The 22106-nt window shown below is 58.9% G+C and carries 15 protein-coding genes; 5 read left to right on the forward strand and 10 right to left on the reverse strand.

Annotation, left to right across the window (positions count from 1 at the left end; genetic code table 11):
* Nucleotides 1-624: 624 nt before the first annotated feature.
* On the reverse strand, nucleotides 625-1695 hold the full coding sequence (locus IC235_RS15240) for a two-component regulator propeller domain-containing protein (RefSeq protein WP_191006058.1): 1071 nt from the start codon (nucleotides 1693-1695) through the stop codon (nucleotides 625-627).
* Between the two features lie 211 nt (nucleotides 1696-1906).
* On the opposite strand from IC235_RS15240, the gene IC235_RS22660 reads away from it, so the two are divergent.
* The gene (locus IC235_RS22660) at nucleotides 1907-4003 is read left to right on the forward strand and encodes an alkaline phosphatase (RefSeq protein WP_191006059.1); all 2097 of its coding nucleotides are present in this window, start codon (nucleotides 1907-1909) and stop codon (nucleotides 4001-4003) included.
* A 75-nt stretch (nucleotides 4004-4078) separates the two neighbouring features.
* Here the strand turns inward: IC235_RS22660 and IC235_RS15250 are convergent, their stop codons facing one another.
* Nucleotides 4079-4993, reverse strand: a complete 915-nt coding sequence (locus IC235_RS15250) for a class I SAM-dependent methyltransferase (protein WP_191006060.1) — start codon at nucleotides 4991-4993, stop codon at nucleotides 4079-4081.
* 127 nt (nucleotides 4994-5120) lie between these two features.
* Here IC235_RS15250 and IC235_RS15255 point away from each other — a divergent pair, with 127 nt between their 5' ends.
* Nucleotides 5121-6086: a YpdA family putative bacillithiol disulfide reductase gene (locus tag IC235_RS15255; protein ID WP_191006061.1), complete on the forward strand. Its 966-nt coding sequence runs from the start codon at nucleotides 5121-5123 to the stop codon at nucleotides 6084-6086.
* Between the two features lie 109 nt (nucleotides 6087-6195).
* On the opposite strand, the gene IC235_RS15260 is transcribed toward IC235_RS15255, so the two are convergent.
* Both IC235_RS15260 and IC235_RS15265 read right to left on the reverse strand, forming a co-directional pair.
* Nucleotides 6196-7623, reverse strand: a complete 1428-nt coding sequence (locus tag IC235_RS15260) for an SGNH/GDSL hydrolase family protein (protein WP_191006062.1) — start codon at nucleotides 7621-7623, stop codon at nucleotides 6196-6198.
* A gap of 30 nt (nucleotides 7624-7653) precedes the next feature.
* On the reverse strand, nucleotides 7654-8922 hold the full coding sequence (locus IC235_RS15265; protein WP_191006063.1) for an OmpP1/FadL family transporter: 1269 nt from the start codon (nucleotides 8920-8922) through the stop codon (nucleotides 7654-7656).
* Between the two features lie 156 nt (nucleotides 8923-9078).
* On the opposite strand from IC235_RS15265, the gene lptB reads away from it, so the two are divergent.
* From lptB to IC235_RS15280, 3 genes are all read left to right on the forward strand, one after another.
* Nucleotides 9079-9810 carry an LPS export ABC transporter ATP-binding protein gene (gene lptB / locus IC235_RS15270; protein ID WP_191006064.1) on the forward strand — a complete coding sequence of 244 codons (732 nt, stop codon included), beginning with the start codon at nucleotides 9079-9081 and terminating at the stop codon, nucleotides 9808-9810.
* Nucleotides 9811-9993: 183 nt separating this feature from the next.
* Entirely contained in the window at nucleotides 9994-11562 is a 1569-nt protein-coding gene (locus tag IC235_RS15275; RefSeq protein ID WP_191006065.1) for a GH3 auxin-responsive promoter family protein, read from the forward strand.
* A 206-nt stretch (nucleotides 11563-11768) separates the two neighbouring features.
* On the forward strand, nucleotides 11769-11996 hold the full coding sequence (locus IC235_RS15280; RefSeq protein WP_191006066.1) for a hypothetical protein: 228 nt from the start codon (nucleotides 11769-11771) through the stop codon (nucleotides 11994-11996).
* A 22-nt stretch (nucleotides 11997-12018) separates the two neighbouring features.
* On the opposite strand, the gene IC235_RS15285 is transcribed toward IC235_RS15280, so the two are convergent.
* From IC235_RS15285 to gltX, 6 genes are all read right to left on the reverse strand, one after another.
* Nucleotides 12019-12801 carry a TIGR00266 family protein gene (locus tag IC235_RS15285; RefSeq protein ID WP_191006067.1) on the reverse strand — a complete coding sequence of 261 codons (783 nt, stop codon included), beginning with the start codon at nucleotides 12799-12801 and terminating at the stop codon, nucleotides 12019-12021.
* A 461-nt stretch (nucleotides 12802-13262) separates the two neighbouring features.
* Nucleotides 13263-13496 (reverse strand): hypothetical protein, encoded by a 234-nt coding sequence (locus IC235_RS15290; protein ID WP_191006068.1) that lies wholly within the window; start codon nucleotides 13494-13496, stop codon nucleotides 13263-13265.
* A 127-nt stretch (nucleotides 13497-13623) separates the two neighbouring features.
* A complete protein-coding gene (locus IC235_RS15295; protein ID WP_191006069.1) occupies nucleotides 13624-15717 on the reverse strand; it encodes a T9SS type A sorting domain-containing protein in 2094 nt (697 codons plus the stop codon).
* A gap of 1421 nt (nucleotides 15718-17138) precedes the next feature.
* Nucleotides 17139-17594 (reverse strand): hypothetical protein, encoded by a 456-nt coding sequence (locus IC235_RS15300; RefSeq protein WP_223847336.1) that lies wholly within the window; start codon nucleotides 17592-17594, stop codon nucleotides 17139-17141.
* A 147-nt stretch (nucleotides 17595-17741) separates the two neighbouring features.
* Nucleotides 17742-19847: a T9SS type A sorting domain-containing protein gene (locus IC235_RS15305; RefSeq protein ID WP_191006070.1), complete on the reverse strand. Its 2106-nt coding sequence runs from the start codon at nucleotides 19845-19847 to the stop codon at nucleotides 17742-17744.
* Nucleotides 19848-20457: 610 nt separating this feature from the next.
* Entirely contained in the window at nucleotides 20458-21999 is a 1542-nt protein-coding gene (gltX, locus tag IC235_RS15310; protein ID WP_191006071.1) for a glutamate--tRNA ligase, read from the reverse strand.
* Nucleotides 22000-22106 lie beyond the last annotated feature (107 nt).

Consider the following 22106-nt stretch of genomic DNA (forward strand, 5'->3'; position numbering starts at 1 on the left):
TAACTTCCATTCCAGGTCACTTAATTCATGGCGACGCATAGCCCAAAATTAACCCTACACTGTCCACACACCCTAGGCCAGGCAGCTTGAAGTATTAACTTCGATTATCTACGTAGAACAGAATACTAGTGGGCTGATCACCGCCCACAAGAAATACATGCCCATCTTCGAAGCTGAGTGCGTTCGGCAAATAGCAGTTGGGGGCCTTACACACCCAATTCACTTGGGAGTATACAATTAGACCCCACTGAAGTAGTAGCTGCCTATTATTGGCTGATCATATCGGTTAGGCTAAGCAGAAACTCGCGTCAGGTTAAGCTTGTCGGAAGGTAAGGTTTGATTTTCGAGCGGGATGCTTAGGCCCAAGTCGCCGCTCTAGTTATAAAAGTCAATTCCTTCTTCCAGGGTACGGTATTGGCCGTTGTGCATGTAGGGGACCGTTAGGATCACGTTGCGCAGGGTAGGGGTTTTAAAGACTTGGCGGAGCGGCACCAGCTTAGCTAGCTCATAGCAGCAAAGGCCGGGCTCCACCACTTATCACCGCCAACTGCCTGACGCAGTCAAGCTGGTGTCCCTCCCAAAAAAGCCTCGCTCGCCAGCGAGGCTTTTATTGTACACTATAAATCAGTATCGCCCTGCTACTCCTTGAGCTCCATTCCTGGAGTGCACTAATTGGTGAAACTCCTTTGCCGTCAGCACCGTGACTTTGCCTTCGCTTACCAACCACAGCCGCTGCTGTTTATCAACCTCAAGCAAAAATGGGTTGCCGGCCCCTGCCGGCGCCGGCAGGGGCACCAGGAGCTGCTTCTGCTCGATTTTATCGGTAGAAGGGGTAAAGCTGGGCAGGTGGTTGGCGGGTTCCTGGGGCAGCAGCAACAGGCCCATTGCCGTGGCAAACAGGCGGCCCTCGCCTTTGAGGTAGGCGACGCTGTGCACTTCATTGCCCGGCCGGCCCAGGAACTTCACGGTGGGCAGCTCGGCCTCGGCTGCCGAGCGTTGGGCCTGGCCTTCGAACACACAAATGGCATCGGACATGATAACCCAGAGGTTGCCAACGTTGTCGGGCAGCAGCTTTTCCACGATGTTGTCGGGAATTTCCTGGTTAGCCACGCCTTCCTCGTTGTAGCGGGTCCAGTCCTGGTGCTGCTTGCGGCTCAGGCCGATGTTGGTGGCTATCCACACGGAGCTGTCGGCCGTGGCCGCGCCGCCGTTGATGGCGGGCGTGTTCAGCTCTTGGGTGAAGGCACCCTTCTTTTCATGAAACACACCCTGGCCGTAGGCGCCTACCCACATGGTGCCGCGCGCATCCCGAAACAGCGCCGTTATGCTGGGGAAGGGCTCGACACCCGGCAGGGGCTGCTTGTGCGGCCGGAAGCCTTGGTAGTTCAGGCGCACGAGGCCTTGCCGGGTGCCCAGCCAGAGAACGGTGTCGGCTACCGCGGCGCACTGAACGGGGGCCTCGCCCTGGTAGTGGCGGACGAACTGCTGGCCTTCAAGGCGAAAAACGCTGTGCTGAGTAACCAGGTAGGTCGCCTTGCCAACGTGAAGCAAGGCCACGGGCTTTTCATTGCCGGCCACGGCGTAGGATGGTCGGGGCCGGGCGTGTCCGCTCATGCTCAGTCCCAGTAGCGTCAGGCTCAGGAAAAAAGCCGGGAGGAAACGGCCAATGAAGGAAATTATCCGAAGAGAGAGCATGGGTTGCGGCAGGAGAATGTCCTCGCAAAGGTATAGCCAGGGCTCCTAGCTGTTTGGTTATGTTATGGTTACCAAAGGATGATATCAGCCCCCGTTTTTTAATGAAGCCGTGACAAAGAAGTAACCCAGGTCTCACAGGGGCGGGGGAATTTTGCGGCGGGTCAATTATCCCGTCACCAATCATCCCGTCATCAACACCGTTCCGGATTTCATGAGAACTAAACATTTACTCCTGGGCAGCCTGGTGCTCGCCACGGCGGCCCGCCAGGAAGTGAGCGCGCAGGCTGCCGCGACGAACAACAACGTCATCATCTACATTGGCGACGGCTTCGGTCTGGCGCCCAAAACCGCGGCTCGCATGGCCATGGGGCAGGGTACCGCGGGTAAGCGCTTCGCTTCGGACCCCGGCTTTCAGGTGCTCGCCCTTGATAAGCTGAAGTACAACGCCACCGTCACAACCCACTCGCTCAATTCGTGGATTACCGACTCGGCTCCCGGGGCTTCGGTGTACGCCTGCGGCAAAGCCGGCAAGCAGGATAACGAAGTGCTGTCGCTGAACCCAGCTTCCGGTGCGCCCATCGAAACAATCCTGGAGGCCGCTAAGAAGCAGGGCTATGCGGTGGGCATAGTGAGCACGGCCCGCATCACGCACGCCACGCCGGCGGCCTTTGCCAGCCACATCTGGTACCGCGATCTGGAAGACTACATCGCGGCCCAGTACATTGCCTCGACCCAGACCCAGTACCAGGCCATTTTTGACGCCAGCCCAACGGCGGCCTTCAAGTACCAGGCGAACCGCGACTGGGTGCTGCCCGCGCCCAAAGTAGGCGTGGAGCTGGATGTGGTACTTGGTGGCGGCTCGCGCCACTTTCTGCCCCGCAACGTGGCCAGCTCCTACGAAACCATCGTCGACCGGACCGGTGCCCCCATCATCGACCCCGCCACCAGCGCCCCGGCCACCCTCACCCGGGGGCGTCGCGCCGATGACGTCGACTTGGTGCGCTACGCCGTGACGGAGCGTAATTACGCCTTCGTGAACAGCCGCGATGCCCTCAACAACATCGACCTGGCCCAGTTTGGGCCCGGGGGCAAGAAGCTGCTGGGCTTATTCAACGCTTCGCACGTCAACTACGAACAGGACCGGCAAACCAGTGCTCCCTGGGAGCCCTCCCTGGCTGAAATGACGGCGGCGGCCATCAAGGTGCTGCAAGCCAAAAGCAACGGCAAAGGCTTTTTCCTGATGGTGGAAGCCGGCCGGATCGACCACTTAGAGCACGCCAATACCGGCGGCCTCACCGTGGTGGCCAACCCCGCCGGGGGCAACCAGTACATCATCGATACCGACAAGCCCGCTTACGTAGGGGGAGGCGAAGCCAACTACGTGGCTACGCCCACCACCGCCCGCACTACCAACGTGTACGCTTCCGACTACATGATTAAGGAGGTGATGGCTTTCGATTACGCCGTCGCCGAGGGCCGCGCCCTGCTGGCTGCGCCCAGTAATGGCCGGACGCTCATCTTCAGTACTTCGGACCACGAGTGCGGCGGCTTCGCCGTAACCGGCCTGCACGACGAAGCCGACGCCCAGCGCAATGGCACCAAAATCCGCACCTATTCGGGTCAAATCACCAAGTCGGTGGCGGCCGAAGCGGGCTACGCTACCCCAACCAACCTGGTGCGCGGCGACGGCGGCACTGGTGGGTGGTTCCCCGACTACGTGATGAATAATTTTCAGGGCAAAGACTACCCGCAGCCGGCCTCGGCCACGGGCAAGCGCATCGTGGTGGCCTACGGCTCAAACCCCCTCACCAACGGCAACGGCACCCGCGCCAGCACCGGAGTGGGCAGCAACCAGGGCGCCACGCCCGGCAACCACACCCCGCAGGACATCTGGGTGGGAGCCGAAGACAACACTGCTACTCACGCCCAGCAAATCACCGGCCGGGGCCTGCTCGACAATACCGCTATTACCCCCATCATGGCCGATTTCTTGCGGCTGACGGACTTCGGCAGCACCCTGGGCCTGCGCGGCCCTGGGGCCACGAAGGCAGAGAGCAACGTGCTGCTGAGCCCCGTGCCATTCGAGGACCAATTCAAGGTGTCCTTCACCGTGACCAGCCCCGGAGCCGTCACAGTGGAGCTGTTCAACCAGCTAGGTCAAAAAGTGCAAACGGTGGTAGCCGACAAAAACTACGGCCTGGGGACTCACGCCGTAGCCGTGGATGGCAGCCGCTTGAAAACGGGTATTTACATAGCCTCCGTAATCATTAACGGCCAAGTGGTCTCCAAGAAAACCATTAAGCTGTAAGGAATTGATAATGAAACACCAGTGGCGCGCAGCAGATTCTGCGCGCCACTGGTGTTTCATTATCACCTGCCAAGGCTACTTCACATTCTTGGCTACCACGAACATTCTATCCCCGAACCGCCCGGTCAGCTTATTCAGGTAGTACGTGGGGTATTGCCCCGCCAGCTTGCCCACCTTCTCCAGGACGCTGCCTCCCAAGCGGATGTTCTTAGGCGGCTTCACGGGGTTGAGCAGCTCCACTACCTCAAACCCTTGTTTCCATAGCATCTTGGTGATGGTGGCCGGGGTGAACTCAAACAAGTGGTAAGGAGGCAGATCCATCTTGCGCTCCTTGCCCAGTGCCCCATACGCGGCAAAACCCAGCCGCATTGTGGGCAGGTTCAGCACCGAGGGCAGGGCCAGCACCAACAAGCCCTCCGCGGCGAGAATGCGGTGGAACTTGGCCAGCGTGGCCGCCGGTGACAGCAGGTGCTCCAGCACGTCGCCCATGTAGGCGAGATCGAACTGGTTTTCGTGGAAGTCTTCGGTGGTTTCGATGTTGCCCGTTACCACGAGCAGGTGTAGCTCGCGCCGGGCGAAGTCGGCCGCGTGCTCGGATATCTCCAGGCCGTGGCTTTCCCAACCGAGGGCTTCGAGGCTTTTGAGGGTGTAGCCCGGGCCGCAGCCCACCTCCAGGTAGCGGAACTTGCGCCCCGGATACTTGGCCAGGATGTAGTCGGTGAACTTGTCGGGCCGGAGCCGGCTTAGGGCCTCCTGCTTCTGCCCTTCGTCGATGAAAACAACCTCCTGCTGGGTTCGGTCGTAGTTAGGACGCTCGGTGAAATAGTCTTTGCCGTAGAGCCGCTCCAGCTGGGCGGGAGTAGGCTGGGGATCGACAAACATCAGGTCGCAGCGGCGGCACTGGGTGCCCTGTAGCTTCTGGCCTTCAAATTCGTAGTAAAAAGGCAGCTTCTTAAAGTCAGTGCTGCCGCACAGGTCGCAGGTACGCATGGCGCAAAGGTAAAGTAGCCCGGTGCTCCTGGTGCGCGCTACGGCCGCGCCGGTAACCTGGCTCGCCCGGCTGCTGTTATCATTGCACCCTGCCCGAAGCAGGCGCTTGGGGCTACTCTACTACACTATGCTCGACGTTCTCATCATTGGGGCCGGCCCGGTGGGGCTGGCCTGCGCCCTCGAAATCCAGCGCCGCGGCCTGCGCGCGGCCGTGGTCGAAAAAGGTGCTTTGGTTAATTCTATTGTCGGCTATCCGACCAACATGGAGTTTTTCTCCACGCCCGAGCTACTCGAAATTGGCGGCTACCCTTTCCCTACCAATCACTACAAGCCCCTGCGCGAAGACGCGCTGGATTACTACCTGCGCGTGGCCACCTCCGAAAAGCTGACCCTGCGTCTGCACGAAAAGGTCCTGTCGCTAACCGGTGAGCAGGGCAATTTCACCGTCACGACCGACAAAGGAGAAATCCGGACCCGCAACGTCATCGTCGCCACCGGATTCTACGACCTGCCCAACCCGCTCAACGTGCCCGGCGAAGACCTGCCCCACGTCAGCCACTACTACAAAGAGCCCTACCAGCACGCCACCCAGCAGGTCGTCGTTATCGGTGCTAAGAACTCCGCCGCCAAAGCTGCCCTGCAGCTTACCCGCGCCGGCGCCCGGGTTACCCTCATCGTGCGCGGCCCCGCCCTGAGCGATTCCGTGAAGTACTGGATTCGCCCCGACCTCGTCAACCGCATTACCGAGGGCCGCATCACTGCCTATCTCAGTACTACCGTCACCGCCATTCGCCCTGGGGCTGTGGAAGTTCTCACGCCCGATGGGCCGCGCATGCTGCCCGCCGATTTCGTGTACGCCCTCACCGGTTACCATCCCGACGAGGACCTGCTCGGCCGCCTCGGCGTTGAGCCCGACCCCGCCGACGAGGCCCGCGCCCCCCTCTTCGACCCCGCCACCCAGGAAACCACCCGCCCTGGCCTGTTCGTGGCCGGCACCGTGTGCGGCGGGCGGGCCACCAGCCGCTGGTTTATCGAGAACGGCCGCCACCACGCCCAGCTGATTGCGGCCCACTTGGCAGAGCAGCGGTCTTAGGCTCTGCAGCGGCAGATAGACTGATTTGTCCAGCAGTTAATGCTGCAAGAACGCAAAAAGCGCCTTCCCCAAGTGGGGAAGGCGCTTTTTTTCGAATCCCTTGATAAGATTACTGCGGAAACTGTACTCCACGGTAGCTGTTCGGGTCTACAGTAGGAATGGAAGCGCCGTAGGTTGCATTAATAATACGGATGAACTCATTTGCTATCACGGCGTAGCCACGGGGGGTAGGGTGCACGCCATCGAGGCCAAACAAGTTGCCGGAAGCAAAAGCAGCTGAGTTACTAACCGCGTTGGCCACCACGCCTCGCTGAACGATGGCAGTGAAAAACGCATTCATATCCGCCAGGGCCACTTTATTCTGGCGAGCAGTCTTGGCAATAATGCCGTTGAGCTGATTGGTACGGTTTACCACCTCGGTTTGCTCAATCGGGTCAAGCACGTACTGGCTGGGAATCGGGGCGAGCGGTGAGGCACCCAGGCCGGGGTTAGCGGCGATATAGGCTCGGGCTGTTAAGGTCAGCAAATCGGCGGCAGTAGCGGCCCGGGTAACGGTGGCCATAGAGGTGGCTGAGGTGCGCGCCGTTACGTAAATATTTGCAATAGCGGGGTTTACAGCCTTATAAGCGTCCAGTACGCCTGCCACGGTCACGGTGTTGAAATACGGAATATTGGCTACGTTTGGGATGTTAGCTAGCATACCGGGCACGGTACCGTTTCTAGACATCGTACTAACAATATTACGGTAGCCGCGTCCAAAGCTAGTGGAGTCGGTCATGCCGCTGAAGGGGTTCGTCGCGTCTGCTACACCACCGTTAGTAGCGTAGGTCAATACGTCGTTGTTACCCATCCAGCAGGTGAAGAACGTGGCATTCTTCTGCCTGATATAGGTCACGTAGTCTTTGGTGCCCCGGTCAGCAGCGGGCAAAATGCGCTGGTAGTACGGGTTTAGGTTGCTATAGATACGCGCTGCTCCCCGAATTAAAGCATCAGCGGCCGACGACCCTGTTGATGCCGCGGTCTGGTCAGCGCTGAGTACTGAAATACCCGGTACCCCCAGGTTGTCGGGTTGCGGTCCGGTGTAAGGCTCTAGCTCGAGTGCTCCGGAGCCTGCGGGAGGAAGGGGGAGGCGGTTGCCCGTGTAAGCCACGCGTTCGCCCAGGAAGTTATTGCCACCGGGGGGTGGTCCTGGCGCAGGCTGTACGGGCGTGAGCATATTACTCACCAATAGTAATTTCACATAGCCGGATCCATCCTGCCGCTCCGCCGAAAAGCTTGGCTGTAAGAAGTTTGCCGGGCCTTTGCCGGTTTTAGCAAATTGCTGCGCCAGAATGGCCGGGTACGAAGTAGCTTGGGCCTCATTGTAAAGGCCGCCATCAGCAAACCCAGCCGTGAGGGAGTTCCCCACGGCCACGTAGCTGGAAAAATCAACCGAGCCCGCCGTTGCTGAGGGCGCATTAATATCCGGCTGACAGCCGGCTAACCCCAACCCCAGCAGGCCCAATGCGGGCGCCGTACGCTTGATAAACAGTTTCATAAGTAAGAATCGTAAGTCGGGTGGGAAGGATTAAAAGCTATACCGCAGCCCCACGCCGGGGATGCTGATGTTGGTGCGGTAGGTGCCGGCTACCCGGTCGGTGGTGCCGTTGTCGAGCAGGTCGGCTTCGGTTTGCGTGCGCTTCAGGATGGCCTGAAACATGAAGGACGCATCCACGCCAAAGTTCTCGGTGATGTTGTAACCGACGCCAGCCGTGCCAATAATGCGGTCGTTATCAGGCGTCTCGGGCGTCACGTAGCCATCTTTTACCGGCGATATATCGTAGGCACCACCCACGCGTAGCGCCAACTTGTCGTTCAGTTGGTACTGACCGCCGAGGCGGAAGGTCAGCCCATCATCGTACGAGCGTTTCGACTCCGAGAAGGTATCCAGGCCAACTTGTGCGGGGGCCCCATCTTTGCTGAAGTCGAAGCGCAAGGAACGGTACGCGCTCCACTGCGTGAAGTTTACGTCAGCGCCAATGGTGAGCTTGTCGGTGGGCATAAGGCCAATGCCGATATTGACAGTGGCCGGCAGCGGCAGCGTGGCGCTAAACTTGTTGCCCACAAAGCGCCCCTGCAAGGCTGGAATCGAGTTGACTATGGTCACGTCGCCACCTTCTACTTTCGCGTCAATCTTGGAGCGATAGCTGATGCCCAGGCTGAGCTTGGTCGATGGCTTAAAGAAAATGCCCGCATTCACCCCGAAGCCGGCTTTGGTTTTGCCATCCAGCTCAATTGAGCCCTCGGCCGACGGCAGCGCAACCGCCCGCTGCAGGTTTACTGAGCCCGAAGCCAGAATCATCAGGCCGGCCCCCACGCTCAACTGGTCGGTGATGGCGTAGCTAACGGTTGGCTGCAGGTAAACGGCGCGTAGCGCGATTTCTTTGAGCGAAAACCGGCCTTCCCAGCCATTCTCATACTTCAGCGACGAGCCGTAGGGCGTGTACACGGCAATACCCGCGCGGAACTTGCCCTCTTTAGGCCCGAAGCTGGCATACACGTTAAACGGCGTTACCGTGGTATTTTGCAGCTTCCGCTGCTCCCCGCCCGTGGTCGGCTGAAAGGCCAGGCGGGCGAAAGTTGCGCTCACGCCCACCTGCACGCCGTTTTGGCGTAGCATGGCCATGGCGCCGGGGTTCAGAAACTGCGCGGCCTGTTCCATGGAGAGGCCCACGCCCACTCCGCCCATGCCGATGCTCTGCTGGCTAGGTAGGTAGACCTGAAAGCCGCCCGCGCTAGCGCTCGACGCGCCCATCAGGACTGCTCCGCCCGCGAAGAGTAGTGTTTTTACCTTCATACAATAGAAAATTTTTAGGGTAGTGAGGATGTAGGGTTAAAAGTAACGGAATTTTTCAAGTCAATTCTTTGGCCCGCCGAATAAGCCGGTCCACTATCATCGCTGCGCTGGTTGCGCGTTCTATCTCGCGGAACACCAAGCCGTACCTTTGCCCTTATGATTCTTCGCGCCGACCATCTGATTAAAAAGTACAAATCCCGCACCGTAGTTAACGATATGTCGGTTACGGTGGAGCAGGGCGAAATCGTCGGGCTGCTCGGGCCCAATGGCGCCGGCAAAACCACCTGCTTCTACATGATGGTGGGTATGGTGAAGCCCAATGCCGGCCGCATCTTTCTCGATAGCACCGAGATAACGACCATGCCCATCTACCAGCGGGCGCGGCTGGGCGTAGGGTACCTGGCTCAGGAAGCCAGCGTGTTCCGCGACCTGAGCGTGGAGGAAAACATCATGGCCGTGCTCGAAATGACCAGCATGAAAAAAGAGGCTCGCCGCGCCAAAGTAGAGGAACTGCTCCAGGAGTTCAGCCTGACCCACGTGCGCAAAAATCTGGGCAAGGTGCTGAGCGGGGGCGAGCGGCGCCGCACCGAAATCGCCCGGGCCCTGGCCGTTGATCCCAAGTTCGTGCTGCTCGACGAGCCCTTCGCCGGGGTTGACCCCATCGCCACCGAAGAAATTCAAGGCATTGTATCCAAGCTCAAGCACCGCAACATTGGGGTGCTCATTACCGACCACGATGTGAACGCTACCCTCAACATTGTAGACCGGGCCTACCTGCTTTTCGAAGGCAAGCTGCTCAAAGCCGGTACCGCCGAAGATCTTGCCAGCGACGAAACCGTACGCCGGGTGTACCTGGGTAAAAACTTCGAATTGAAAAGGACGTTTTAATGGGGTAAAAGCCAGTTCAGTCGATGGGGTGCCTTCGAATGACCAGCAGTAAGAATACGACCTAGCTGCGGTGGGCAGAAAGTGGCCTTCTCGGCTCCTTTTTTCGCCCGGCCTTGGACCTATACCATTGGTGGTAAAGCTGTGTATTTAGCTTGCACCCTCCCAAAACCAATCTGTCAACTCATGCTCGACCAGCTACTCGCCAGGGCCGTTCAGTGGAGCAGCTGGCCTCGGTTGTCCCGCGTCCGGCAGCGTCCGCACGAGGTGCAGGCGCGGCTGTTGCGGTACCTGCTGGCCCGGGCCCAAGCCACCGAATGGGGCCGGCGCTACGGCTTTCGGGAGCGCCTGAACGCCGCCGAATTCGCCCGGCGCGTGCCGGTGAGCACCTACGAGCAGCTTTACCCGGAGCTGGAAAAGGTGCTCCGCGGGCAGTCCGATGTGCTGTGGCCCGGTCGCCCGCGCTGGTTTGCCAAAAGCAGCGGCACCACCAATGCCCGCAGCAAGTACATCCCCGTCACGGCCGAGGCCCTGCGAGACTGCCACTACCGCGCAGGCCGCGACATGCTGGCCCTGAGCACTTCCTTTTATCCGCAGGAGCGGCTGCTGGCTGGTAAAACCCTCTCGCTGGGCGGCACCCACGCCGCCAACCCGTTTCGGCCGCAGGAACCCACTTCCCGCACCGGCGACGTGTCGGCCGTCATCATGCAGCAGTTACCGTGGTGGGCCGAACGAATGCGGACGCCGCCCCTTCACCTGGCCCTGCTGGACGAGTGGGAAGCGAAGATCGAGCGCATTGCGGCTCATGTTCTCACCCAGGATGTCCGCACACTGGCCGGAGTGCCCACCTGGATGGTGGTGCTCTTGCGGCGAGTAGTGGCCTTGGCTGGCGTGACCGACCTCACCCAGGTGTGGCCGCACTTACGGCTTTTTCTGCACGGGGCGGTAGCCTTTGGGCCCTACCGCGAGCTGTTTCGCCAGCTTATCCCCGACGACCGGATGCGGTACCTGGAGATTTACAGCGCTTCAGAAGGGTACTTCGCCGTACAAGACCAGCCCGACAGCGAAGACCTGCTGCTACTGCTCGAGCACGGGATCTACTACGAATTCCTGCCCTCCGACCAGTGGGCCACCTCCGACCCGCATCCCATCCCGCTGGCCGAAGTGGAGTTGCATCGGCCCTACGCTTTGGTGATCAGCACTAATGCCGGATTGTGGCGCTACGTAGTTGGCGACACCGTGCGCTTCACTTCCCTGGCCCCGTACCGGGTGCGGGTTACGGGGCGCACCAAGCATTTTCTCAATGCTTTCGGCGAAGAAGTCGTTATCGAAAACGCCGAAGCTGCCGTCACTGCTGCCAGTCGCGCTACCGGAGCGACCGTGCGCGACTTTACAGCGGCTCCCGTCTGGTTTACGGCGAATAGCGCCTCCTCGCGCGGTGGCCACGAGTGGGTGGTCGAATTCGCCGCCGCGGCCACCATTCCGGATCTCGACCAATTCGGGGCGGTACTCGATGCTACGCTGTGTGAACTGAATTCTGATTATGCCGCTAAGCGCCACCGCAGCCTCGCTCTGGCCCCGCCCCGGCTACGGGCCGTACCCGTGGGTACGTTCGACGCGTGGCTGGCTAGCCAAGGCAAGCTGGGGGGGCAGCATAAAATTCCCCGTCTGCTTAACTCGCGCCACGTGCTGGAAGCTGTTTTAACGGCCGCCGCGACCCTCAACGGTGGAACGAATCAATGCTCGGTTAAGTAGTGAAACAGGAAGTTCGATACAGTGCCACCCAGGCTGGCCGCCTCAAAGTGCCTTTATGGTTAACTAGTGAAACAGGGAGTTCGACTGGGAAAACCAACTGTTTAGCTAGCCCGGCAGCTATCTGCGGGTCAGAAGGAGCTTTATTGAGAAAGGTTTGTTAATATTACCGTACTATTCCCATAAATATTATAATAAGCGCCAATACTGTGAACAAGACTTTAGCTTATAAGCGCCCTTACAAGTCCCGTAGCGAATCCCGCAGCGAACACCGTGACGAAAGCCGTCGCAAGCGCCAGGAGGCGAAAGATCGCAAGTTTTTAATGCGAGTTGCCAGTGCGGTTGCTCTCGTGCTGATGATAGCCTTGGGCATCGCGGCCAAAGGGGTAATGGACAAGGATGACCCTTCCGGCCAGCTAACAGAGGTCTCCCGATAGGGTTGGTGGGCGCACCGCGGTCCTATTCGTCCATGATATTGCTCAGCAGTCCGCCCAGGACGCTGCCGCTCTCTTTTTGGGTATTGCCTCCACCCGGGGCCAGTGCCTGAATGAGCTTCTTGACGGGCATCGACTGTATCCACACGCGCCCGGTGCCGCGCAGGGTGGCTAGCAGCAGGCCCTCACCTCCAAAAATCATTGATTTCAAGCCGCCGGCGCGGGCCACGCTGAAATCAAGGCTGGGCTCGAAGGCAACGACGCAGCCGGTGTCGACCCGCAAAAGCTCGTTGTTTAGTTTCTTCTCGACGATGGTGCCGCCAGCATGTACGAAAGCTTTGCCATCACCGGTAAGCTTTTGCAAAATGAAGCCCTCGCCTCCAAACAGGCCCGCGCCAAGCTTCTGATTGAAATGCAGGCTGATTTTAGTACCCCGGGCGGCCGCCAGGAAGCCGTCTTTCTGCACGATGAGGCCGGCAGGTGTGTCGCCCAAGTTGATGGGAATAATCGTGCCGGGGTAAGGAGCTGAGAAAGCCACCCGGCTTTTGCCGTAGCCACCCCGGTGGGTGAAGTGGGTAAGGAACAGCGACTCACCCGTAATCAGGCGAGTGCCGGCCGAAAATAGTTTGCTCATTAACCCCTTGTCGGGCTCGGAGCCGTCACCCATCTTGGTTTCGAAGGCGATGCCTTCCTCCATATACACCATGGCCCCGGCCTCGGCAATCACAGTTTCGTTGGGGTCGAGCTCAATTTCCAGAACCTGAATATCGGAGCCGAGAATGCGGTAGTCAACGTCGTGAGAAGTCATAACGGTTGGGATGCAAAGGGTAGGGACAAAGGTAAAAATTATCAGGTGTAAGCTTGCCGTAAAAATCGGCGTAAAAACGAGGGTTAGCCGGCGTGTTTGAAGTCGAGCAGCCTCAAAAAATGAGTGCCTGGGGTGGTCGTAAAATGTTCTAGTTGTTCTTCCACTCGGTGAGCAGTTGTCGGACTTGCCGCAAGCTAGTAAATGAATCGGGACCGTATCCTGCGCGGAGCCATTAAGCCGTTCAGCGTAGGCATTTCGGGTCGGCTTTCCGGGCTGCTGCATCCAGGGCCAGATAATGCCTTAGCCCGGAGTCCTTGTCGCACCGCACGCAGCCTGGCCGGTCTTGCTGCGTAACAGTTGGGCCATTAAGCGCCCGGCGGGCAGGGTAAAGCCGACCCAGAATGTCGATAGTCTCGCGGTTGAAAGGTCTCGCCGTTATTCATAAGGAAATTATTATCAGGTTACAGCTGCTTGAGGCACATTGATTCGCTGACCTGCAACTCCATTCTATCATCGTATTCTGTCATCCACACGTAAGAGGTGGCCTCGCCGATACCGTGTTCACGCACCATCTGCGCGACGGTTTGCGCACTCGGTTGTTGCTGCAAATGGCAATCAACTGGGCTCCGCTGATTCGACTCTTTTTCATCAGGGCAAATTGAAGGTGAGAAAATTACGCCTTTCTCTACTTGCAATTGGCCTGCTTTTAGGGGCCGCTTACAGATGATCAGCGGCCTATTGGTAGGTACAAAAAAAGAGGCTGACGAGTAGTCAGCCTCTTTTTTACGTACTTTAGAGACAGGTCCTCTCGGCCGGTAAGGCCTAGTAAGTAGCGGAGAGGGCCTGGCGCACGGTCAGGCGCGCGTGCTGGGTGGTCAGGCGGAACAGATAGACGCCGGTGGGCAGGTTGGGCAGCGTCACGTGGGTCTGCTCCGGGCTCAGAGCCTGGCTGAACAGGGGCCGGCCGAGCAGGTCGAGCACGGTCAGGCGGCTGGCCGCATCCAGCGGGGCCTGGATGAGGAACTGCTGGGGCGCGTCGGTGGCCAGCAGCCAGTCGGCCGCGGGCGGGGCGGCGAGCGCGGCCAGGGGCGAGTAGGTGCTGGTGCCATCCCGGTCGACCTGCCGCAGGCGGTAGTAGGCCAGTTCCTTCAGGGGGGCGAGGTCGGTGAAGGCGTAGGCGATGATCTGGGCCGAGGTGCCGGCGGCGGGCACCTGTGCCAGGGGGGCGAAGTCGACGCCGTTCTTGGAGCGTTCGACGGCGAAGAAGGCGCTGTTGAGTTCGCTGGCGGTGGTCCAGGTGAGCAGGGCCTTGGAGCCGGTGCGGCGGGCGGCGAAGGCGAGCAGTTGCACGGGCAGGGGCTGGGTCACGGTGATGGTGACCTGCGCGCTGTTGGAGCAGGCGGGCGTCCCTGACGTAGTACCGACGACGGAATAGGTGGTCGTGGTGGTGGGCGAGGCGATGACGGTTGCTCCCGAAGTGGTGTTCAGTCCCGTGCTGGGCGACCAAGTGTAGGTGGATGCTCCACTGGCCGTCAGGCTAACAAACCCCCCTCGTTTGATGGTGGCGGACGAGGGGGTGACGTTGATGGTGGGCAGCGGATTAACCGTGACGGTCACATCCCGGCTATTATTCCCGCAGGAGGTGGTGGTAATCACCCGGTACGAGGTGGTCGTGGTGGGGGCCACAGTTAAGGTTGGAGCCGTGGAGAGGATGACACCCAGGTTCGAGGTCGCGTACCAGGCGTAGGTCGCATCCGAAATGTTGGAGCTGGCGGTGAAGGTAGTCGAGCTGCCTGAGCACGTGGTGCTGGCCGTGGGGCTAACCGCGAAGGTGGCGATGGTGGCCACCGTGACGGGGACCGAGGCGGAAACCGTGCCACAAGGCGTAGTAGCGGTGACGGTGTAGGTAGTATTCACGGTGGGGCTGGCCGTGACGGTGGCGCCTGAAGTGGCGCTCAGGCCGGTGGCGGGGGACCAGGAGAAGGTCGCGTTCGGGTTGTTGGAAATGGCCCTGAGCGTGGTAGAGCTCCCGGCGCAGATCGTGGCCGTGCCGGGCGTGATGCTAACGGTGGGGGCGCCCACCGTGACGGTGACCTCCTTAGTAATGGTCGAACAATCGCTGGTCGTAGCCACGACCTGGTACGTAGTGGTGCTGCTCGGGGCTACGTCAACTGAGGCCGATGTAGATAGAACGGTCGTCTGGCCCTTTACGAACCATCTGTACGTTGCGCTGGTGCCGTTGTAGCTGGCGGTAAGGCGGGTTGTTTGCCCGGCGCAAATAACGGGAGCACTGGGTGAGATCGTGACATCTTTCACCGGGACCGTTATCTGTTGCGAGCTGGTGCCGCAGGAAGTCGTCCCACTAACGGTGTAGGTCGTTGTCACGGTCGGGTTCACCGTGAGGGTGCTGCCGGTCTGGTTCGGAATGACTACTCCATTGGCCGACCAGGTGTAGGACGAAGAGCCCCCGGCAGTGAGGGTAGCCGTGCCCCCGACGCACACCCCGGTTGCGGGCGTGGAAGCTAAGGTAAGAGCTGGCGTGAAGGTTAGGTAGGCGTAACCAATTTTGTTGTTACCACACTTATTGGGGTCGGACGAGACCCGGAATTGAGTGGCCGTAGTAAACGAGGTATTCAAGCGCAGGACCTGAGGAGCATTGAATACGCCGGTAGCGAGTACCTGCACCACGTCCTGAGCTGGATTAACTGCCTTGGAGATGACTCGGGCCCAGGTCAGCGTGCCATCGGAGGTGGAGTAGGCATCGAATGAGTAAATCGCGCCCGCTGTCGGACAAACCGAGACACTCGTTCCGCTCTGCCCATTGTTGATGGTTTGGCTTGATAGCGTTCCGTTCGAGTTGTAATAGGAGACCGTGATTTGGTTAGAGCAGTTCTGCCCGAAGCCAACTAGTGGCATAGATGAGATAAGTACAAAAAGTACTGTAATTAATTTATTCATGGCACATACAGATTTAATTGAGGTTTATTTATATTGTAGCTGGAGTCGGTGATAGAAAGCATGAGATAGAAGTAAAGCGCTGATACTCGATCAGCGGAGTTGCGAGAGTGTTTTTAGACCAAGAAGCGACGGGAAGCTACAGGCTTGAGCACAAGAGCCTGATAAGCAAGTATATAATGATATTGAGAGTGTTAATTAATAGTTATTATTATACAAATTATCAAACCCTGCTTGGTCACTATCGGACCCAGCAAGCAGTATCGTACGCGAACAGGATATTAATAAGAGAAAGTGCACCGGGACTGTGCCCGGGTATAGCCTATAGGATAAAAAATCTGATTAGTTAATGTTAGCATATAGATAAAGAATGATTAATAAATGAAGAGGGTCTGGCAGCTTCGCCACCGTATGGGCTATTAGGATAAAACTTCTGACTAGCTAAGGCAAATATACCGGCGCCGAACGATTGATAAAAGAAAAGTGCACGGCAACCGTGCTGCAATATAGTCTATTAAGATGAAAATACTGACCAGCTAAGGCAAACTGCATAAGTACTCAAAGCTTGATAAGATAAAAGCGCCCGGTAGCTAGGCTACGGTTGGATAAAACTTGTGGCTAACTAAAACGAATATACGAGTGCACAAAGCCCGATAAGAGAAAAGTGCACGGCTGCTATGCTACAATATAGGCTATTAGGATAAAACTGCTGACTAACTAAGGCAAATATACAAGCACATAATGATTGACAAAAGAAAAGTGCATGGTAGTCTATAGGATAAAATTTCTGGCTAGCTAAAGGGGATGTGCCGTTATAGGATGATTGGTAAAAGAAAAGTGCAGGACGGCCTGAATACTACATATCATATAGGACAAAACAGATTAGTGTCTGATGTAAATATTAAATGCATCGAGAGAGTCAGACTTAAATTAAGACAAATTATCAAAGATTTTCTGGTAGGAGTTCAGATGGGCAATAGGAAGGTGTTGACGAATGCGGTAGTCGGGCCGGCGTGAGCAGCGGGAAACTGAAACTCCACGACTCGCTCACAAGCCGACCAAGGCAATATAAGGTTACTGGCGCTGAAGAGCTCGAACCCGTTGTTGGGCGCGCAATTTAGGCCAAGTGCTTGCGCACAGTCACCTAAACACAGGAGGGCGCCTACATGTTCGTACAGTAGCGGCCGTGCCGGCACACGGATGCGCGGCCACTACCGATGAGCTGTGCGGCAGCTACGGTTCCCCGGCGCACAGGCCGCCACCCGCCGCGTACGGCGGCACAAAGCCAACCGGGCTTAAAGCACTAAGCCGGGCGGTTGGCTAAGGTGAAAACCCGCGAAAAGGCCGACCAATGCTGCTGCGCTGACGCCGACCGCTGGTAGCTACTCCTCGGCCGGCAGGTCGGCGCGGGTTTCGGCCGCGGCGGCGTCTGGGTCAAGGGCTGCTTTTTTGCGCTTGGCTTCCCGGCTGGTGCGCTTCATGAATTCTTCGTCGGTTTCCTCGGGCTCGGGAGTGTACTCGGCATCGACGCCGGGGAACGCCTCGTCTTCGGCTTCGTCAGGACCGGGCTTTTCGCCGAACTGACCGGCGCGGTCCACCAGTTTTTTGTCGCGCACGTGGCGGCCCAGGAACTGGTTGATTTGCTCGATACTGTAATTGGAAGTGATTTCACCCAGCGGGTTTACCCCAATCTCAAACCCTTCCAACTCTTTATGGACGCGGGCTTTCTTATCGGGATCGGGTTTTTGTTTGGGCTTGACGGGTTTTTTAGCCATGATGAGCAGGTAGTAGGTACTGGTCTCAACCACCTTGAACTGTTCTACGCGATTTAAGGCCATCTGGTGGTCGTGGGCTAGTCGGTAGGGGCAAAAAAAGAGGCTGACTATGCGTCAGCCTCTTTTTTGCGCGCCAATGCTCCCGGAGCTCGGGCCGGTCGGTTTTGAGCGGGCTTCTCTTTGGAGCGAGCTTCTCTGGGCCAGTGAGGCCTAGTACGCGGCGGAGAGGGCCTGGCGCACGGTCAGGCGCGCGTGCTGGGTGGTCAGGCGGAACAGATAGACGCCGGTGGGCAGGTTGGGCAGCGTGACCTGGGGCTGCTCCGGGCTCAGGGCCTGGCTGAACAGGGGCCGGCCGAGCAGGTCGAGCACGGTCAGGCGGCTGGCCGCATCCAGCGGGGCCTGAATGAGGAACTGCTGGGGCGCGTCGGTGGCCAGCAGCCAGTCGGCCGCGGGCGGGGCGGCGAGCGCGGCCAGGGGCGAGTAGGTGCTGGTGCCATCCCGGTCGACCTGCCGCAGGCGGTAGTAGGCCAGTTCCTTCAGGGGGGCGAGGTCGGTGAAGGCGTAGGCGATGGTCTGGGCCGAGGTGCCGGCGGCGGGCACTTGTGCCAGGGGGGCGAAGTCGACGCCGTTCTTGGAGCGTTCGACGGCGAAGAAGGCGCTGTTGAGTTCGCTGGCGGTGGTCCAGGTGAGCAGGGCCTTGGAGCCGGTGCGGCGGGCGGCGAAGGCGAGCAGTTGCACGGGCAGGGGCTGGGTCACGGTGATGGTGACCTGGGTGCTGTTGGAGCAGGCGGGCGTCGTTGAGGTGGCGCCGATAACGAAATAAGTAGTCGTAGTGGTGGGCGAAGCAACTACCGTGGCCCCTGAAGTGGTGTTCAGCCCGGTCGAGGGTGACCAGGTGTAGGTGGATGCTCCGCTCGCCGTCAGGATCACCGATTCGCCTCGTTTGATGGTGGCGGACGAGGGGGTGACGTTGATGGTGGGCAGCGGATTAACCGTGACGGTCACATCCCGGCTATTATTCCCGCAGGAGGTGGTGGTAATCACCCGGTACGAGGTGGTCGTGGTGGGGGCCACGGTTAAGGTCGGGGCCGTGGAGATGATGGTGCCCAGGTTTGCCGTCCGGTACCAGGCGTAGGTCGCATTCGAAATGTTGGAGCTGGCGGTGAAGGTAGCCGAGCTGCCCGAGCACGTGGTGCTGGCCGTGGGATCGACTGCGAAGGTGGCGGTGGTGGTCACCGTGACGGGGACCGAGGCGGAAACCGTGCCACAAGGCGTAGTAGCGGTGACGGTGTAGGTAGTATTCACGGTGGGGCTGGCCGTGACGGTGGCGCCTGAAGTGGCGCTCAGGCCGGTGGCGGGGGACCAGGAGAAGGTCGCGTTCGGGTTGTTGGAAATGGCCCTGAGCGTGGTAGAGCTCCCGGCGCAGATCGTGGCCGTGCCGGGCGTGACGCTAACGGTGGGGGCACCCACCGTGACGGTGACCTCCTTGATGATGGTGGCGCAGTCCGCGGTGTTGGCCACGACCTGGTACGTCGTCGTCGTCGTCGGGGACACGTCAACTGAGGCCGATGCAGACAGCGGTGAGGCTTGGCCTTTTATAGACCAAATGTAGGTTGCACTGGAACCGCCATAGCTGGCGGTGAGGCGGGTGGTTTGCCCGGCGCAAATAACGGGAGCACTGGGCGAGATAGTGACGTCTTTCACCAGGACCGTAATTTGCTGCGAGCTGGTGCCGCAGGAGGTTGTCCCGCTAACGGTATAGGTGGTCGTTACGGTCGGGCTCACCGTGAGGGTGGCGCTGGTCTGGTTCGGAATAAGTGTTCCGTTGGCCGACCAGGTGTAGGACGAGGAACCACTGGCGGTAAGGGTAACCGCGCCGCCGCTGCACACACCCGTTACGGGGGCGTTGGAGGTTAAGGTAAGAGCTGGCGTGAAGGTTAGGTAAGCGTAACCAATTTTGTTCCCACCGCACTTATTGGGGTCGGACGACACCCGGAATTGGGTGGCCGTGGAAAACGAGGTGTTCAACCGCAGGGTCTGGGGGGCGACAAATACGCCGGTAGCGAGTACCTGCACCACGTCCTGAGCTGGATTAACCGCCGACTTGGTGATTACCCGGGCCCAGGTCAGCGTGCCATCAGAGGTGGAGGAAGCATCGAACGAGTAGACCGCGCCCGCCGTCGGACAAATTGAGACACTCGTACCGCTCTGCCCATTGTTGATCGATTGACTTGTCAGCGTCCCATTCGCGTCGTAATAGGAGACCGTAATTTGGTTGGAGCAGTTTTGTCCGACGCCAACGAATGGCATAGCCATGATTAGTACAAAAAGTACTGTAAAAAGTTTATTCATGGTAGATGGGGTTGATTGGGATTTATTGTAGAAAGCCTGAGATAGAAATAAGGCACCGGCACTCGATCCGCAACTCTTCAGGAGTCGTTTTCAGGCCAGGAAACCACGGGAAGCTACTGCTTGCAATGGTATAAGTCTAACGCATGGTTATATAATATCGTTCTGAAAGTCATGTGAATATGCGTTGATAAAATGCGTAAATTCGATTCGGTTGCTAGTAGGCCCAGCAAATAGTATCGTGCGGGATGATTGATATGAGAGAAGGGTATCCCTACTGTGCTATAGTGTGGGCTGTAGGATAAAATTTGTGACTAGCTAAGGCAAATATACGAATGTGACGAAAGAATCGAACTTAAATTAAGTCAAATTGCTAAGATTTTCTTTAGGTCGATTGACTACCAAATAGTTCTTATGCTGGAAACGCGGAGGACGTCAGCGAACAGGTGTTTGCCCGCTGGCTGCAGTATGGGTTCGGTTTACCTCTGGTAGTCAGGAATAAATCTTCTGGCGCGGCGCGGCAAAAAAAGCCCCCTTGACCGAAAGGTCGAGGGGGCTTTTGCCACGAGGTTGGTGCTTAGCCGAGCGTAGTGATGGCCACGCGGAGGCGCGCCGCCACCTCAGTCGGGCCGAGAATGGCAAGCGTTTCGAACAAGTCAGGCCCGGCCGCCCGGCCGGTGACGGCCACGCGGAGCAACTGCAGCACTTGGCCGGTCTTCAGGCCTTGGGCTTCCATTGTCTGGCTGAAGCGCGCTTTGAGGTCTTCGGCGGTCATTTCGGAAGTCCCGGGCAAAGCATCAGCGTAGGCCGCGAGGGCGGCGCTCACCTGCGGGTTCCACTTCTTGCTGACCACCGCCTCATCGTAGCTGCCCGGGGCTTGAAAGAAGTACTGGGCCTCCTGCCAGAAATCCTGGGGGAAGCTCACCCGTTCCTTCATCACGCTCACAATTTGCTCAGCTCTGGCCGGGGAACAGAGAATATTCTGCTCTTCCAGAGCCTTAAGCAAGTAGGGCGCCAACTCGGCGTTGGGCTTGGCGCGCAGGTAATGCTCGTTGAACCACTTCACCTTGTTTTGGTCGAACTTGGCCGGCGACTTGCTCACCCGCTCAATGCTAAAAGCCTGAATGAGCTCATCCATCGAGAAAATCTCCTGCTGCGAGCCGGGGTTCCAGCCCAGGAAAGCCAGGAAATTCACCAGGGCCTCGGGCAGGTAGCCGTCTTCGCGGTAGCCGCGGCTCAGGGTAGGCTCGCCGGTTTCGGCGTCGATTCCCCGCCACTCCAACGGGAATACGGGGAATCCCAGCCGGTCGCCATCGCGTTTGCTGAGCTTGCCCGTGCCGTCGGGCTTGAGCAGCAGCGGCAAGTGCGCGAACTGCGGCATGGTCTTTTCCCAGCCCAGGTAGCGGTACAGCAGCACGTGCAGCGGAGCGGAGGGCAGCCACTCCTCACCGCGAATGACGTGGGAGATTTCCATCAGGTGGTCGTCCACGATATTGGCCAGGTGGTAAGTCGGCATACCGTCCGATTTCATCAGCACCTTGTCGTCGATGGCCGAGGAGTGCACCACCACCCAGCCCCGAATCAGATCCTGAAACCGGACCTCCTCCTTGCGGGGTACTTTCAGGCGGATAACGTACGGCATGCCGCTGTCGAGCAAACCCTTGACCTCGTCCTCGGGCAGAGTGAGGGAGTTGCGCATCTGCGTGCGGGTGATGCTGTTGTATTGCGGGTTGGGCACCTTGGCCGCTTGCAGGCGGGCGCGCATGGCGTCCAGCTCCTCCGGGGTGTCGAAGGCGTAGTAGGCGTGGCCATCGGCTAGTAGCTGGTCGGCGTACTGCTTGTACATGGGCTTGCGCTCGCTCTGCTTGTAGGGCGCGTGGGGGCCGCCCACGCCCACGCCTTCGTCAATCACAATGCCGCACCAGGCCAGGGCTTCCAGGATGTACTCCTCGGCGCCAGGCACGAAGCGGTTCTGGTCGGTGTCCTCGATGCGGAGCAGCATTTTGCCGCCGAGCTTACGGGCCAGCAAATAGTTGTAAAGTGCCGTGCGGACGCCCCCAATGTGCAGCGGCCCAGTGGGCGATGGTGCGAAGCGCACCCGAACTTCTCTCTCAGTCATGGCAATAAAAAAGCGCGTCCCGGGGCTCGGAACGCGCCGCAAAGGTAGTCAGAAGCGCCACGCCCGCGCCAAGCGGCGCTCGATGGAATGGGTACGTCAGGCAAAGG

It is taken from the genome of Hymenobacter montanus (assembly GCF_014699115.1).
In the GTDB taxonomy this organism is placed as follows: domain Bacteria; phylum Bacteroidota; class Bacteroidia; order Cytophagales; family Hymenobacteraceae; genus Hymenobacter; species Hymenobacter montanus.